This is a genomic window from Streptomyces griseus subsp. griseus (assembly GCF_003610995.1).
Lineage (GTDB): Bacteria > Actinomycetota > Actinomycetes > Streptomycetales > Streptomycetaceae > Streptomyces.
In genome coordinates this window covers 5,159,574-5,175,468 of sequence record NZ_CP032543.1, presented here as the reverse complement: position 1 = coordinate 5,175,468, position 15,895 = coordinate 5,159,574, and the positions used below count along the sequence as shown (strand labels likewise).

The following is a 15,895-nucleotide window of genomic DNA, read 5'->3' as shown; positions in this document are numbered from 1 at the left end:
GAAGCGGGCCGTCCGTACCGGCCGTGCACCTGATACCGCGCCCGTCACTGCGTGGCGGTCAGGCCGCGGCCGGGATCCTCTCCTCCGCCGGGGCCGAGGCCGGGGCGAGGGCGATCTCCAGCACCTGGCGGACGTCTGTGACCGGGTGGACGTCCAGCTTCTCCAGCACCTCGGCCGGGACGTCGTCCAGGTCGGCCTCGTTGCGCTGGGGGATCACCACGGTGGTGATGCCCGCGCGGTGGGCCGCCAGCAGCTTCTGCTTCAGGCCGCCGATCGGGAGCACCCGGCCGGTCAGCGACACCTCACCGGTCATCGCGACGTCCGTACGGACCAGCCGTCCGGAGAGCAGCGAGGCCAGCGCGGTCGTGAGCGTGATGCCCGCGCTCGGGCCGTCCTTGGGGACCGCGCCCGCCGGGAAGTGGATGTGCACACCCCGGTCCTTGAGGTCCGCGACCGGAAGCTCCAGCTCCGCGCCGTGGGACCGCAGGAAGCTCAGCGCGATCTGCGCCGACTCCTTCATGACGTCGCCGAGCTGACCGGTCAGGGTCAGTCCGGACGCCCCGGTCTCCGGGTCGGCGAGCGACGCCTCGACGAAGAGGACGTCACCGCCCGCCCCGGTCACCGCGAGCCCGGTGGCGACACCCGGCACGGCGGTGCGGCGCTCGGCCGGATCCTGAGCGGACTCGGGCACGTGGTGCGGGCGTCCGATCAGACCGCGCAGGTCGGCGTCGGTCACCGTGAACGGCAGCTCGCGGTCGCCCAGTTCGTGCTGGGCCGCGACCTTGCGGAGCAGCCGGGCGACGGCCCGCTCCAGATTCCGTACGCCCGCCTCGCGGGTGTACTCGCCGGCCAGCTTGCGCAGCGCCGACTCCTCCAGGGCGACCTCGTCCTTCTCCAGTCCGGCCCGCTCCAGCTGGCGCGGGAGCAGGTGATCCCGGGCGATGACGACCTTCTCGTCCTCGGTGTAACCGTCGAGCCTGACCAGCTCCATACGGTCCAGCAGGGCCTCGGGGATGGCTTCGAGGACGTTGGCGGTGGCCAGGAAGACGACGTCGCTGAGGTCGAGTTCGACCTCCAGGTAGTGGTCGCGGAACGTGTGGTTCTGCGCGGGGTCGAGGACTTCGAGGAGGGCGGCGGCCGGGTCGCCCCGGAAGTCGGAGCCGACCTTGTCGATCTCGTCGAGGAGGACGACCGGGTTCATGGAACCGGCCTCCTTGATGGCCCGCACGATGCGTCCGGGGAGGGCACCCACGTACGTACGCCGGTGGCCCCGGATCTCCGCCTCGTCCCGGACCCCGCCGAGCGCGACGCGGACGAACTTACGGCCCATGGCGTGCGCGACGGACTCCCCGAGCGAGGTCTTGCCGACACCGGGCGGCCCGACGAGAGCGAGGACGGCACCACCACGGCGCCCGCCCACGACCCCCAGCCCCCGGTCGGCACGCCGCTTGCGCACCGCGAGGTACTCGGTGATCCGCTCCTTCACATCGGCGAGGCCGGCATGCTCGGCGTCCAGCACCTCCTGAGCGCCGCGGATGTCATAGGCGTCCTCGGTGCGCTCGTTCCACGGCAGTTCGAGGACGGTGTCCAGCCAGGTGCGGATCCACGACCCCTCAGGGGACTGGTCGCTGGACCGCTCCAGCTTCTCGACCTCCTTGAGCGCGGCCGTACGGACGTGCTCGGGCAGGTCGGCGGCCTCGACGCGGGCCCGGTAGTCGTCGGACTCGTCCTCCGGGTCGCCGTTGAGCTCGGAGAGCTCCTTGCGTACGGCGTCCAGCTGGCGGCGCAGCAGGAACTCACGCTGCTGCTTGTCGACGCCCTCCTGGACGTCCTTGGCGATGGACTCGGCGACATCCTGCTCGGCGAGGTGCTCGCTCAGCCACTGGATGGCGAGCTTGAGGCGCGCGACCGGGTCCACGGTCTCCAGGAGCTGGACCTTCTGCGCGGTGGTGAGGAACGGTGAGTATCCGGAGTTGTCGGCGAGCGCGGAGATGTCGTCGATCTGCTGCACCCGGTCCACGACCTGCCAGGCGCCGCGCTTCTTCAGCCAGCTGGTGGCGAGCGCCTTGTACTCCTTGGCCAGCTCGGCGGCGGAGCCGGGCAGCGGCTCGGGCACGACGACATCGAGAACGGTCCCCTCGACCCAGAGCGCCCGCCCCGGCCCACTGGTCCCGGCCCCGATCCGGACCCGGTCACGCGCCCGGATGAGCGCCCCCGGATCGCCGTCCGACAGGCGTCCGACCTGCTCGACGGTCCCGAGGACACCGGTCCCCGTATACGTCCCGTCGATCCGCGGCACCAGCAGCACCTCGGGCTTGCCCCCGCCGGGACGGGCAGCGGCCTGCGCGGCCTCGACGGCGGCACGCACCTCGGTGTCGGACAGGTCCAGCGGCACCACCATGCCGGGCAGGACGACCTCGTCGTCCAGCGGCAGCACGGGCAGGTCGATCGGTGTGAACGCCTTGGACTCGGTAGTCATGATCTCCCCTTCGGCAGGCAAGTTGAGCTATGTGGACTCAATGCTGGTGAGCCGCCGAATGTTCCCCGCGCGGTGTTCGCTGTGAGCGATCACACCCCGGAGGCCTGGTGAGCCCCCTTTCCACGGAGCGTCGGACGCCGAACGGCTATTCCCCGGGCCGCTCTCCCTCCCGGGCGAACCGCGCCGGTGAACCGGATGCGGTCCGGCGGGCGACAGGGAGGGTGTGAGGCTGTTGCGCCCTGCGGGGGAGACCGGAACGACGGTACGGAGACGGGTGCGCCCCGGACACCGGATGGGGCGGCGGCGTACACGGCCTGGCCGACGCAGCCGGGGCCGGAGGGCGCGGCCCGGGTGATGGCCGGGACGGCGTACGTGGTGGGGACGGCGCTCCTGGCGCTGCGCGGCCCGCACCCGGACCGCGATCACGCGAGGGGGTGGTCCTCCTAGAATCCGGTCCATGGAGCCCGACACCCCGACCTACACCTGCGCGATGATCCCTCCCGCCCCCGTCACCCTGGACCGCCGCGAAGGCCCCTTCGGCGAGGTCGTCCTGCGGGAGCGCGGGGAGCACTTCGAGATCATCGCCAACGGCTGTTTCCTGATGGACACCTCCGACGGGCGCTCCGAGCGGCTGCTGATCGACGCCGCTCTGGGGGCCCTGCCCGCCGGGCGGACCGGTCCCTCCGTGCTGATCGGCGGGCTCGGCGTCGGCTTCTCGCTGGTGCGGGCCGCCGAGGAGGAGCGGTGGGGGCGGATCGTGGTCGTGGAGCGGGAGCAGGCCATCGTGGACTGGCACCGGGAGGGGCCGCTGGACCGGATCTCGGGGGCGGCGCTGGCCGACCCCCGGACCGAGGTCGTGCACACGGATCTGGTCGCCCATCTCCGTACCGCCACGGAGCGTTACGACGCGCTCTGTCTGGACATCGACAACGGGCCCGACTGGACCGTCACGGAGGACAACGGGAGCCTCTACTCCCCCACCGGGCTGGCCCACTGCCGCGACCGGCTGACCCCGGGCGGAGTGCTCGCCGTCTGGTCCGCGCAGCAGTCCCCGGCCTTCGAACAGGCGTTGCGGAATGCCGGGTTCTGCGAGGTTAGGACCGAAGAAGTGGCTGTTGCCCGAGGTGTGCCGGACGTGGTCCATCTCGCATCGAGGAGCCTCTGAGGGGGCACCGGGAGGGCCCGGAAGCCCTCTCGCGGCAGGTACGGGTCCGGCAGGAGACGGGGCAACCTTCACAAGGCCGACGATCCGCCGCCCCGCGGAAGCCGAACTCACACCGCCTGGGCAACACCCTGCGTAGCCGAGAGCCCTCCGCTGCCTCTACGCTGCTGACCGGCACATAAGGATCACCCAGAAATCCACGAGCGAAGACCGTGCCTCGCGGGGTTCACCCTCCGCGGGAACGGGCAGGGGCGGGGCGATGGAACAGACACACACCACCCACAACGGCGTCGCGGCCACCCCAGGGGCTCAACGCCGGGTGCTGGTGGTCGAGGACGACGCCACGATCGTCGACGCCATTGCCGCCCGGCTGCGGGCGGAGGGCTTCCTGGTGCAGACGGCGCTGGACGGGCCCGCGGCCGTGGACGCGGCCGAGGCGTGGCAGCCCGATCTGATGGTGCTGGACATCATGCTCCCCGGCTTCGACGGCCTGGAGGTCTGCCGCCGGGTGCAGGCGTCGCGCCCGGTTCCGGTGCTGATGCTGACCGCGCGCGACGACGAGACCGACATGCTGGTCGGGCTCGGGGTCGGCGCCGACGACTACATGACCAAGCCGTTCTCCATGCGGGAGCTGGCCGCCCGGGTGCACGTCCTGCTCCGCCGGGTCGAGCGGGCCGCGCTGGCCGCCGTCACGCCGAGGAGCGGGATACTGCGCCTCGGCGAGCTGGAGATCGACCACGCACAGCGCCGGGTCCGGGTCCGCGCCGAGGACGTCCACCTCACGCCGACCGAGTTCGACCTGCTGGTCTGCCTGGCCAACACCCCGCGGGCGGTGCTCTCCCGTGAGCAGCTGCTGGCCGAGGTCTGGGACTGGGCCGACGCCTCCGGGACCCGTACGGTCGACAGCCACATCAAGGCGCTGCGCCGGAAGATCGGGGCCGAGCGGATCCGTACGGTGCACGGCGTGGGCTACGCCCTGGAGACCCCGGCCCCATGACCCGGCCAGGGTCGGGGATGCGGCCCTTCTCCATCAAGGCCAAGCTGGGCACGCTCGTCGTGGTCTCGGTCTTCATCACGACCGGGCTGCTGATCGTCGCCCTGCGGACCCGGACCGAGTTCCAGTTCATCACCGTGTTCTCGGTGATCGCGACGCTGCTGATCACCCAGTTCGTGGCGCACGGGCTGACCGCGCCGCTGGACGAGATGCGGGCGGTGGCCCGGTCGATCTCGCACGGCGACTACACGCGCCGGGTGAGCGGCGCCGGGCGGCGGGACGAGCTGGGCGACCTGGCCCAGACGATCAACCGCATGGCGGACGACCTGGAGGCGGAGGACCGGCACCGCAAGGAGCTGGTCGCCAATGTCAGCCATGAGCTGCGCACCCCCATCGCGGCGCTGCGGGCCGTGCTGGAGAACGTGGTGGACGGGGTCTCGGCCGCCGATCCCGAGACGATGCGTACGGCGCTGAAGCAGACGGAGCGGCTGGGCCGGCTGGTGGAGACGCTGCTGGACCTGTCTCGGCTGGACAACGGGGTGGTGACGCTGAAGGCGCGCCGCTTCGAGGTGTGGCCGTATCTCTCGGGCGTACTGAAAGAAGCCAATCTCGCCGCGTCCCAGCGGCACCTGTCGTCGGGTTCCGGCAACCACTCCCGTACGGACGTCCATCTGCACCTGGACGTCTCGCCGCCGGAGCTCACCGCGCACGCGGACGCGGAGCGGCTGCACCAGGTGGTGGCCAATCTCATCGACAACGCGGTCAAGCACAGCCCGCCGCACGGCCGGGTGACGGTCCTGGCCCGGCGCGGGGCGCACCCGGAGTCGCTGGAGCTGGAGGTCATGGACGAGGGCCCCGGCATCCCGGAGGCGGAGCGCCACCGGGTCTTCGAGCGGTTCAACCGGGGCCAGGCCCCCTCACCGCACGGTCCGGGCAGCGACGGCGGTACGGGACTGGGCCTGGCGATCGCCCGTTGGGCCGTCGATCTGCACGGCGGCCGGATCGGGGTGGCCGAATCCGATCGGGGCTGCCGTATCCAGGTCACACTTCCGGGGCTGACCGAGCGACGCGGTTGACGACCCCGTTGACATAGGGTTCGAACCGGAGGGGGCACGTTGTCCGTGTCCTCCCTGTAGGGGATCTCAAGGGGATACGGTCGGATGACCGTATCCACGGTCCTGCGTACCCGAAGTGCAGTGGAACCTCGCTTGTTTCCCGCCATTTCCTGCGCCGAAACCCGCGTTGCGATGTGATGTGCACGACGAAGCACCGGCCCGGTCTGCAAGGAACGGTTTGGGGGGCGTAGCCTTGATTTCCGCTGTCCATCACCTTGTGAAGCGGAAGAGGGCGGTTGCCGCCGTGTCGTCTCAGTCCCCCAGTAACTCGAGCATCTCGACCGACCAAGCCAGCCCGGGCACCAACCCGGCCGCTGCTTTCGGCGCCAATGAGTGGCTCGTCGACGAGATCTACCAGCAGTACCTCCAGGATCCCAGTTCGGTCGATCGCGCCTGGTGGGACTTCTTCGCCGACTACAAGCCGGGTACCTCCGGCACGGCGGACAAGCCCGCTCCCGGCGCCGCAGCCTCGGGGGCTGCGGCAACCGAGGCCCCGGCCGCCACCCCCCGGCGCAGCCCGCTGCCCCGGCACCGACGAAGCCCGCAGCCGCCGCTCCGGCAGCCCCGGCACCGGCCAAGCCCGCCGAGGCGAAGCCCGCCGAGGTCAAGGCCGCTCCGGCTCCGGCCCCGGCGAAGCCCGCCGAGGCCAAGCCCGCCGCCGCTCCGGCCAAGGCCGACGCCAAGGCGGCCGAGGCCACCGAGGCCCCGGCCGGGCCCGAGTACGTGACGCTGCGCGGCCCCTCGGCCGCCGTCGCGAAGAACATGAACGCCTCGCTGGAGCTGCCGACGGCCACGTCCGTCCGCGCGGTCCCGGTGAAGTTGCTCTTCGACAACCGCATCGTCATCAACAACCACCTCAAGCGCGCCCGCGGCGGGAAGATCTCCTTCACGCACCTCATCGGGTACGCGATGGTGCAGGCCCTCAAGGCCATGCCGTCGATGAACCACTCCTTCGCGGTGAAGGACGGCAAGCCGACCCTGGTCAAGCCGGAGCACGTCAACCTCGGCCTCGCCATCGACCTGGTGAAGCCGAACGGCGACCGCCAGCTGGTCGTCGCGGCCATCAAGAAGGCCGAGACGCTCAACTTCTTCGAGTTCTGGCAGGCGTACGAGGACATCGTCCGGCGCGCCCGCATCGGCAAGCTCGGCATGGACGACTTCTCCGGCGTCACCGCCTCGCTGACCAACCCCGGCGGGATCGGCACCGTCCACTCGGTGCCCCGCCTGATGCCCGGACAGGGCCTCATCATGGGCGTCGGCGCGATGGACTACCCGGCGGAGTTCCAGGGCACCTCGCAGGACACCCTGAACAAGCTCGGCATCTCGAAGGTCATGACCCTCACGTCGACCTACGACCACCGGGTCATCCAGGGCGCGGCCTCCGGCGAGTTCCTGCGGGTCCTGAGCCAGCTGCTGCTCGGCCAGAACGACTTCTACGACGAGATCTTCAAGGCCCTGCGCATCCCGTACGAGCCGGTCCGCTGGCTCACGGACATCGACGCGTCGCACGACAACGACGTGACGAAGGCCGCGCGGGTCTTCGAGCTGATCCACTCCTACCGGGTCCGCGGCCACGTCATGGCCGACACCGACCCGCTGGAGTACCGCCAGCGCAAGCACCCCGACCTCGACATCACCGAGCACGGCCTCACCCTGTGGGACCTGGAGCGGGACTTCGCGGTCGGCGGGTTCGCCGGCAAGTCGATGATGAAGCTCCGCGACATCCTCGGCGTGCTGCGTGAGTCGTACTGCCGCACCACCGGCATCGAGTTCATGCACATCCAGGACCCGAAGCAGCGCAAGTGGCTCCAGGACCGGGTGGAGCGGCCGCGTGCCCAGCAGCCCGAGCGCGAGGAGCAGCTGCGCATCCTGCGCCGGCTGAACGCGGCCGAGGCGTTCGAGACGTTCCTCCAGACGAAGTACGTCGGTCAGAAGCGGTTCTCGCTGGAGGGCGGCGAGTCCGTCATCCCGCTGCTGGACGCGGTTCTCGACTCCGCCGCCGAGGCCCGCCTCGACGAGGTCGTCATCGGCATGGCCCACCGCGGCCGGCTGAACGTGCTGGCGAACATCGTCGGCAAGTCGTACGCGCAGATCTTCCGCGAGTTCGAGGGCAACCTCGACCCGCGCTCCATGCACGGCTCCGGCGACGTCAAGTACCACCTGGGCGCCGAGGGCACCTTCACCGGTCTGGACGGCGAGCAGATCAAGGTCTCGCTGGCCGCCAACCCCTCGCACCTGGAGGCGGTCGACCCGGTCCTGGAGGGCATCGCCCGCGCCAAGCAGGACATCATCAACAAGGGCGGCACGGACTTCACGGTCCTGCCGGTCGCGCTCCACGGCGACGCGGCCTTCGCGGGCCAGGGCGTCGTCGCCGAGACGCTCAACATGTCGCAGCTGCGCGGCTACCGCACCGGCGGCACCGTGCACGTGGTGATCAACAACCAGGTCGGCTTCACCGCCGCCCCGGAGTCCTCGCGCTCCTCGATGTACGCCACCGACGTGGCGCGCATGATCGAGGCGCCGATCATCCACGTCAACGGTGACGACCCGGAGGCCGTGGTCCGTGTCGCGCGGCTCGCCTTCGAGTTCCGGCAGGCGTTCAACAAGGACGTCGTGATCGACCTCATCTGCTACCGCCGCCGCGGTCACAACGAGGGCGACAACCCGGAGTTCACCAACCCGCAGATGTACACCCTGATCGACAAGAAGCGCTCGGTGCGCAAGCTCTACACCGAGTCCCTGATCGGTCGCGGCGACATCACGCTGGAAGAGGCGGAGCAGGCGCTCCAGGACTTCCAGGGCCAGCTGGAGAAGGTCTTCGCCGAGGTCCGCGAGGCCACCTCCCAGCCGTCCTCCCCGCACATCCAGGAGCCGCAGGCAGCCTTCCCGGTCGCCGTGGAGACCGCGGTCTCCGCCGAGGTCGTGAAGCGGATCGCCGAGTCCCAGGTCAACATCCCCGAGTCGATCACCGTCCACCCCCGTCTGATGCCGCAGATGCAGCGTCGCGCGGCCTCGGTGGAGAACGGCACGATCGACTGGGGCATGGGCGAGACCCTGGCCATCGGTTCGCTGCTGATGGAGGGCACCCCGGTCCGGCTCGCCGGCCAGGACACCCGCCGCGGCACGTTCGGCCAGCGCCACGCGGTGCTGGTGGACCAGGTCACCGGCGAGGACTACACCCCGCTGCTGTACCTCACCGAGGAGCAGGCCCGCTACAACGTCTACGACTCGCTGCTCAGCGAGTACGCGGCGATGGGCTTCGAGTACGGCTACTCGCTGGCCCGCCCGGAGTCGCTGGTCATCTGGGAGGCCCAGTTCGGTGACTTCGTCAACGGCGCGCAGACCGTCGTGGACGAGTTCATCTCCTCGGCCGAGCAGAAGTGGGGCCAGACCTCCGGCGTCACGCTCCTGCTGCCGCACGGCTACGAGGGCCAGGGCCCGGACCACAGCTCCGCGCGTCCCGAGCGCTTCCTCCAGATGTGCGCGCAGGACAACATGACGGTCGCGATGCCGACCCTGCCGTCGAACTACTTCCACCTGCTGCGCTGGCAGGTGCACAACCCGCACCACAAGCCGCTGATCGTCTTCACCCCGAAGTCGATGCTGCGTCTGAAGGCCGCGGCGTCGAAGATCGAGGAGTTCACCACCGGCGGCTTCCGCCCGGTGATCGGCGACGACAGCGTCAAGGCGGAGGAGGTCCGCAAGGTCGTCTTCTGCGCGGGCAAGCTCTACTACGACCTGGACGCCGAGCGGGAGAAGCGCGGCGACACGGAGACCGCGATCATCCGGCTGGAGCGGCTGTACCCGCTGCCGGGTGCGGAGATCCAGGCCGAGATCGCCAAGTACCCGAACGCCGAGAAGTACCTCTGGGCCCAGGAGGAGCCGGCCAACCAGGGTGCGTGGCCGTTCATCGCGCTGAACCTGATCGACCACCTGGACCTGGCCGTCGGCGCGGACGTGCCGCACGGCGAGCGCCTGCGCCGCATCTCGCGGCCGCACGGCTCGTCCCCGGCGGTCGGCTCGGCCAAGCGCCACCAGGCGGAGCAGACACAGCTGGTCAACGAGGTCTTCGAGGCCTGAGGACCGTACGGCTGAACCGTCCGGGGACCCGGTTCCGCGCTTGCCGCGGGGCCGGGTCTCCGGCGTATCCGGCTTCTTGAGGTCCCTCGCGCCTCGCTATCCTTCTCCCATGTACTTCACGGACCGTGGCATCGAGGAACTGGAGAAGCGGCGCGGCGAGGAGGAGGTCACCTTCGAGTGGCTCGCCGAGCAGCTGCGTACGTTCGTCGATCTCAACCCCGACTTCGAGGTGCCGGTCGAGCGGCTCGCGACCTGGCTGGCCCGGCTGGACGACGAGGACGACGAGGACGCGTAAGGGCTGGGCCCCGCTCTCCCGGGCCGGTCAGCGCGTTTCGGCGCCCGCCCTGGCCCGGTGGTAGGCAAGCCCCAGCGCCCCCTGCGCCAGGAGTACGGCCCCGGCGGCCACCCATCCCCCGCTGCGGCGGCGGGCGCCCCACAGCAGGAGCGGAAGGCCGGCCGCGAGCTGGGCGGTGGCGATGGCACGGGCCCGGGGGCCGCGCACCCAGGGTCCGAGGCTGCTGTTCTCCACCGCGTCGAGTTCGACCCGTACGGCATCACGCCACCCCGCCCACTCGACGCGCTCCGCCCCGCGCTGCACGGCCGCCACGCTGCGCAGCCGGTCGGCGCTCTCGCCCGGGGTGAGCCCGGCCGGCAGGATGAGCCCCGTACGGGTCAGGACCGCGAGCAGTCCGCGCAGCCGGGCCTCGGCGTCCGCCTCCGGGTCGGGCCGGGTCAGCTCCTCCAGCGCCTGGAGATCGAGTACGGGATCGAGGCCGAGCCGGGCCGCGAACGTACGCATCGCCTCGTCCTCGCCCACCGGCGTACCGTCCGTCAGCCAGATGTAGCCCACGGGGCGGCGGAATCCGGCGGCGAGGGTGTATCCGGCCCGGTCGGCGTCCCACCACAGGGCGAGCACCGGCCAGGTGGAGCCGACGGCCAGGGCGGAGGCCCAGCCGCCGATGACCCGGTCGACCGGCTCGGGGCCGGCGGAGCCGGAAGGGCCGGTTTCGGAGGGCCCGGTGCCCCTCCAGGGCTTCCCCTCCGGTACGAGGACGCTCCACTCGCCGCCCGCGCGCGTCAGCAGCATCTGCTCGCGCAGCAGGTGGGCGAGCGGCCGTACGGTCTCGGGATCGGCGCGGCACAGCAGGAGTGCCCCCGTGGATGTCGCGTTCATGTGCCACACGCTAGGGCAATTTGCCCCACTCCGATGCTCTTTGACCGCTAGAAGCATCCGCTTGATCGCGAGAAGCGTCTGCTTGACCGCTGGAAGCGCCCACGGAGGGCGCTTGACTTCCCCCATCCGCGATATATCGTGTTCCTTACGAGACGCGATATGTTGCGTCGTCATCCTCTCCGGGAGGTCTCATCCATGGCTGTGTCGAAGCGGACCGTCGCCGAGCCGCAGAAGCTCACCTTCGACGCCCCGGTGACCGCGCTCCACGTACGCGTCGCCGGCGGCGCGGTCAACGTGGTCGGGACCGACGAGCCGGACGCCCGGCTGGAGGTCTCCGCCATCGAGGGACCGCCGCTCCTCGTCACCCACGAGGACGGCCGGCTGACGGTGGCGTACGAGGATCTCCCCTGGCAGGACCTCCTGCGCTGGCTGGACCCCCACGGGCGGCGCCGCAGCGCGGTGGTCTCGCTCGTCGTGCCCGCCACCGCCTCGGTGGAGGTCGGCGTGGTCGGCGCCGGGGCCGTCGTCTCCGGGATCAACGGCCGCACCGACGTACGCGGCATCACCGGGGACATCACCCTCGTCGGCCTGACCGGCGCGGTCCGCGGCGACTCCGTCTCGGGCAGCCTGGAGGCCCAGAGCGTCACCGGGGACCTCCGCTTCCACTCCGTGGCCGGTGACCTGACGGTGGTGGACGGGGCGGGCGCCTCGGTCCGGGCCGAGTCGGTCAGCGGTGACATGGTGCTGGACGTCGACCCGTCGGGGAAGCCCACCGACATCCGGCTGACCACGGTCTCCGGCGAGATCGCGATCCGGCTGCCGCACCCGGCGGACGCCCGGGTCGAGGCCAACACCGCGAGCGGGGCCGTCTCCAACGCCTTCGAGGACCTGCGGGTCGGCGGGCAGTGGGGCGCGAAGAAGATCACCGGCACGCTCGGCGCCGGGACGGGGACCCTGAAGGCGACGACCGTGTCCGGTTCGATCGCCCTGCTGCGCAGGCCCCCCGCCGAGGACGAGGCGTACGGTGCCGAGCCGACCGGAAAGGTTCTCTGACATGCCCCCCGTATTCGCCCACGGCCGACTGCGCCTGTATCTGCTCAAGCTCCTGGACGAGGCCCCGCGCCACGGCTACGAGGTGATCCGCCTCCTGGAGGAGCGCTTCCAGGGCCTGTACGCCCCCTCCGCGGGCACCGTCTACCCCCGGCTGGCCAAGCTGGAGGCCGAGGGCCTGGTCACCCACGCCACCGAGGGCGGCCGCAAGGTCTACTCGATCACCGACGCCGGACGCGCCGAGCTGGCGGGCCGCAGCGGCGAACTGGCCGACCTGGAGCTGGAGATCCGCGACTCCCTCTCCGAACTGGCCGCCGAGATACGCGCCGACGTGCGCGGCGCGGCGGGCCGGCTCCGCAGCGACATGCGGGCGGCGGCCTCCGAGTCCCGGCAGGGCGCGGGACCGGGCGGCGCGAAGAACGGCTCCAAGGACAAGCCGTCGGCCTCGCCCTTCGGGGAGTTCGGGGACTTCGGCAACCTGGGCGACTTCGGCGACAGCGAGGCGTGGCGCAACGCCAAGGAGGAGCTGCGCCGGGCCAAGCAGGAGTGGAAGGAGCAGGCACGGCGGGCGAAGGACGAGTCCCGGCGCGCCCGCGAGGAGGCCCAGCAGGCCCGCCGCCAGGCCAAGGAGGCCCAGGACAGGGCGCGCGAGCAGGTGCGGGACGCCGCCCGCCAGGTGCAGGAGCACTTCGCCCGGGGTGACTGGCCCTCCGGCGTACGGGAGGGGCTGGCCGAGATCACGGGCCAGCTCGGCGGCTTCGCGCGGGCGGGTGGCTGGTCCTCGTTCGGCAAGCCCGGACCGTACGACGCCGAGGACACGGCGAGCGGCCCGGCGACCGAGGCCCGGGATGCCTCCTCGGACTGGGGCAAGGACCTCCCGGTCACGGACGACCCGGCCCGCGACCTGGACCGCCTGCTGGACCGGTTCCGCGACACCGTCCGGGACGCGGCCCGCGACCACGGAGTGACGGGCGACCAGCTGTCCGAGGCCCGCCGCCACTTGGGCACGGCGGCGGAACGGATCGAGGCACTGCTGACACCGGAGCCCGACGACAAGGGCTGAGGGCCACGGAGGGGGCGGGCGCCTGGTCGTGTACGGGGCGCCTGGGGCGGGTGCGCTCCGTACGAGGCACGCGGGGCGGGCGCCCGGCTGTACCCCCGGGGAAGGCGGGCGGCTCGCTGCACGAGGCACGCGGGGCGGGCGCCCTGTCACGCGCGGCGGGCGCCTCGCCGCACACGACACGCAAGGGCGGGCGCCCCGCCGCGCCGTTCGCGCCGCCCGCGTCCTCACCCCGCCTTGGCGTGCCCCTGCCCCCGCCCCTCGGCCTCGGGCCCGTACAGCGCTCGGTGCACGGTCGCGTACGTCGCCCCGTGCTCGGCGAGGACGTCGGCGACGGTTCCGGGCGTCGCCGTGAGGGCCAGGAGCAGGTGCTCCTCGCCGATGAACCGGTCGCCCCGTCCCAGCGCGACCCGCAGCGACTTCTCCAGGACGCCTTTCGCCCCCGGGGTGAAGGGGCGGTGCCCCGACCACCACCGGCGGCCGCTCCGGCCGGCGGCGAGGGCGCCCTCGCCGTGAGCCCCCTCCACGCGGCCCACGACGGCGTCGACGTCGATCCCGATCTCCGCGAGGGCCTCGGTGTCGGCCTTCGTGAGCCCGCCCCGGCGGCGGGCCTCGGCGAAGGAGGCGCCGAGGAAGGAGCGGCGGCCGCTCAGCCCGAGGGCGGCGAGGGCGAAGGAGGCCCGGCCGCCCTCCTGTTCCAGCAGCGCGAGGAGCAGGTGTTCCTCGCTGACCGATCCGGCCCCGACGCGCTCCGCCTGCGCCACGGCTCCCTTTACGGTCACGCGGGCCCCTTGGGTGAACCGTTCGAACATCAACGCCTCCCGTACTTCTTGTGCACGGCCTGCCGGCTGACGCCCAGCTCGGCGGCGATCTCCTGCCACGACCATCCCTGGATGCGGGCACTGCGTACCTGTACGGCTTCGAGCTGCTCCAGCAGCCGCCGCAGCGCTGCCACCGCCCGCAGCCCGACACGCGGGTCGCGGTCACCGGCACGTGCGGCCAGATCCGTTGCTTCGGTCATGGTGTCAACGTACGTTGACGCCCGTCGATCGTCAATCAAAGTTGACGCCAATGTCCGCGAGCCGGTCATGCCGCACCACGTCGCCCCGCACCCCGCCGTAGCGCAGCTCGGCCCTCTCGATCCCTTCGGCCGCGAACCCGGCCCGCACCGCGACCCGGCAGGAGGCGGGGTTGCCGGTGCGGTGGCCCAGCAGGAGACCCAGCCCGTGCCCTGGGCCAGGGTGGCGGCGCGGACGGCCACACACAGCCGAGCGCCTCGCCCTCCTCCCCCACGGCGGCCCAGGAGCCAAGGGCGCAGCAGGAACCCTTCAGGGGCGGTCAGTTCGTCCCCACGGGCCAGCCTCCCGCACGGTCACCACCACCTCCGCCCCCGGCCGCGCCAGCACGGCCAACCGCCCCCCGTGCGGCGCCTTGCCGAGGACACGGGCGGCCCGCCCGGTGACGGAGACACGCCAGCCACGGACGGAGGGCGGCAGGGACAGCTCCGTGATCCCGGGACGGGCGGCGGCCCGGTAGGCGAGCCGGTAGGCGCGGTCGGCGGCGTCGTACGTGTCGGAGCGGACCGCACCCGCGACGGCGGGGGCGTACAGGGTCGCCGTCCGCTCCTTGTTCGTACGGAAGCGGCCGCGCTCGTCCACCGCGCAGTAGCCGCCGCCGTAGCACCAGACGTACCCGGCCCAACCGGAGCTGTAGCGGTTCAGGGAGGCGAGAGCCTCGCGGTAGAAACGGCCCATGGCGGGGAGGGAGTTGTTGAGCGGCCCCCACTCCCCGACGACCACGGGCATCCGGTACCGGGCCGGATAGGCGGTGACGGCGGCCTCGTACGCCTCGATCCAGCCGGCCGACGGGTCGTAGTCCGCGCCCGCCTCCATGGCGGTGTTGTAGAAGTGCGGGGCGTACACGGTCCGGCCGTCATGGATCCGGCCGAGCCCGGTGGGCACGCCCTCGCCGACGATGGGGGTCGGTTCGACGAAGAGCCAGGTGGCTCGGTCCTTGGCGCGGATGGCCCGGGCGAGCCGGTTGTACATCGGGGTGAGGTGCCGCGCCTCGATACGGCGGGCGGCGGCCGCCAGATCCTCGCCCTCGCGCAGCTCCCCCATCGGCTCGTTGATCAGGTCGTAGCCGATGACGGCCGGGTGGCCGCGGAACCGTTCGGCGAGGACCTGCCACATGGCGGCCTGGGCGCGTCGCAGGTCGGGGTCCTCGTAGAGATGGGTGAAGGCCCGCTGGACGGCGGGCTGGAAATACTCGGAGAACCAGTCGTCGGGGTTGGGCGTGAACGGCAGCCCGTCGGTCCTGGTGGCCCATTCCGGGATGCCCCGGTGGCCGAAGGCGGGCCCGAAGACGTCCTGGTGGGCGTCGATGAGGACCTGGATGCGGTGCTGGTGCGCCCAGCCGAGGATGCGTTCGATCTTCCGGAGGTAGCGCTCGCTGTACTGGCCGCGCCGGGGCTCCAGATCGTCCCAGAAGACCAGCAGCCGGGCGAAGTTGAAGCCATTGGCCCGCAGGTCGCGGAAGTGGCGCTCCGTGATGGCGCCGAGCGCGGCCTCGCCCCGGCCCACCTTGTCCTCGACGTTCCAGCCGCGCAGGGTGAGAGTGCGGCCCCGGCTGTCGGTGAGGGGCGGGATGGAACGTTCGTACGCCGTCGGGTCGGCGGCCCGGGTGGACGCGGGGTGCGCCGAGGCGGCGGGAGCGAGGGCCCCCGCCGCCAGTACGGACGCGACGACAACTGCTATGAGTGCTCTGCTCATGCGCATGGGC

The 15,895-nt window shown here is 71.8% G+C and carries 12 protein-coding genes and 1 pseudogene; 7 read left to right on the top strand and 6 right to left on the bottom strand.

What is annotated here, in order from left to right; genetic code table 11:
* Positions 1 to 58: 58 nt before the first annotated feature.
* Positions 59 to 2,479, bottom strand: a complete 2,421-nt coding sequence (gene lon / locus D6270_RS23515) for an endopeptidase La (RefSeq protein ID WP_109163635.1) — start codon at positions 2,477 to 2,479, stop codon at positions 59 to 61.
* Between the two features lie 457 nt (positions 2,480 to 2,936).
* Between lon and D6270_RS23505 the strand changes: the two genes are divergently transcribed.
* From D6270_RS23505 to D6270_RS23480, 5 genes and pseudogenes are all read left to right on the top strand, one after another.
* Positions 2,937 to 3,644 (top strand): spermidine synthase family protein, encoded by a 708-nt coding sequence (locus D6270_RS23505; RefSeq protein ID WP_109163637.1) that lies wholly within the window; start codon positions 2,937 to 2,939, stop codon positions 3,642 to 3,644.
* 256 nt (positions 3,645 to 3,900) lie between these two features.
* Positions 3,901 to 4,638, top strand: coding sequence for a response regulator transcription factor (locus D6270_RS23500; protein ID WP_109163638.1), 738 nt, complete (start codon positions 3,901 to 3,903; stop codon positions 4,636 to 4,638).
* Positions 4,635 to 5,711 carry a HAMP domain-containing sensor histidine kinase gene (locus tag D6270_RS23495; RefSeq protein ID WP_109163639.1) on the top strand — a complete coding sequence of 359 codons (1,077 nt, stop codon included), beginning with the start codon at positions 4,635 to 4,637 and terminating at the stop codon, positions 5,709 to 5,711. Before D6270_RS23500 ends, D6270_RS23495 begins: the two co-directional genes overlap by 4 nt.
* Before the next feature lie 283 nt (positions 5,712 to 5,994).
* Positions 5,995 to 9,830, top strand: a pseudogene (locus D6270_RS23485) (multifunctional oxoglutarate decarboxylase/oxoglutarate dehydrogenase thiamine pyrophosphate-binding subunit/dihydrolipoyllysine-residue succinyltransferase subunit).
* A gap of 109 nt (positions 9,831 to 9,939) precedes the next feature.
* Positions 9,940 to 10,125: a DUF6104 family protein gene (locus tag D6270_RS23480; protein ID WP_003966321.1), complete on the top strand. Its 186-nt coding sequence runs from the start codon at positions 9,940 to 9,942 to the stop codon at positions 10,123 to 10,125.
* Between the two features lie 27 nt (positions 10,126 to 10,152).
* On the opposite strand, the gene D6270_RS23475 is transcribed toward D6270_RS23480, so the two are convergent.
* Positions 10,153 to 11,004 (bottom strand): hypothetical protein, encoded by an 852-nt coding sequence (locus tag D6270_RS23475; protein ID WP_109163642.1) that lies wholly within the window; start codon positions 11,002 to 11,004, stop codon positions 10,153 to 10,155.
* 195 nt (positions 11,005 to 11,199) lie between these two features.
* On the opposite strand from D6270_RS23475, the gene D6270_RS23470 reads away from it, so the two are divergent.
* Together D6270_RS23470 and D6270_RS23465 are read left to right on the top strand one after the other, a co-directional pair.
* Positions 11,200 to 12,057 (top strand): DUF4097 family beta strand repeat-containing protein, encoded by an 858-nt coding sequence (locus tag D6270_RS23470; RefSeq protein WP_158650545.1) that lies wholly within the window; start codon positions 11,200 to 11,202, stop codon positions 12,055 to 12,057.
* A 1-nt stretch (position 12,058) separates the two neighbouring features.
* Positions 12,059 to 13,117 (top strand): PadR family transcriptional regulator, encoded by a 1,059-nt coding sequence (locus D6270_RS23465; RefSeq protein WP_109163644.1) that lies wholly within the window; start codon positions 12,059 to 12,061, stop codon positions 13,115 to 13,117.
* 224 nt (positions 13,118 to 13,341) lie between these two features.
* On the opposite strand, the gene D6270_RS23460 is transcribed toward D6270_RS23465, so the two are convergent.
* The 4 genes from D6270_RS23460 to D6270_RS23445 form a co-directional block, all read right to left on the bottom strand.
* Entirely contained in the window at positions 13,342 to 13,926 is a 585-nt protein-coding gene (locus D6270_RS23460) for a Clp protease N-terminal domain-containing protein (RefSeq protein WP_109163645.1), read from the bottom strand.
* Positions 13,926 to 14,135, bottom strand: coding sequence for a sigma factor-like helix-turn-helix DNA-binding protein (locus D6270_RS23455; RefSeq protein WP_109163646.1), 210 nt, complete (start codon positions 14,133 to 14,135; stop codon positions 13,926 to 13,928). The genes D6270_RS23460 and D6270_RS23455 overlap by 1 nt, the downstream gene beginning before the upstream one ends.
* A 31-nt stretch (positions 14,136 to 14,166) precedes the next feature.
* Complete coding sequence (locus tag D6270_RS23450; RefSeq protein ID WP_225976932.1) at positions 14,167 to 14,379, bottom strand: GNAT family N-acetyltransferase; 213 nt, start codon at positions 14,377 to 14,379, stop codon at positions 14,167 to 14,169.
* Positions 14,380 to 14,442: 63 nt separating this feature from the next.
* Entirely contained in the window at positions 14,443 to 15,891 is a 1,449-nt protein-coding gene (locus D6270_RS23445) for a glycoside hydrolase family 5 protein (RefSeq protein ID WP_109163647.1), read from the bottom strand.
* Between the last annotated feature and the right edge of the window lie 4 nt (positions 15,892 to 15,895).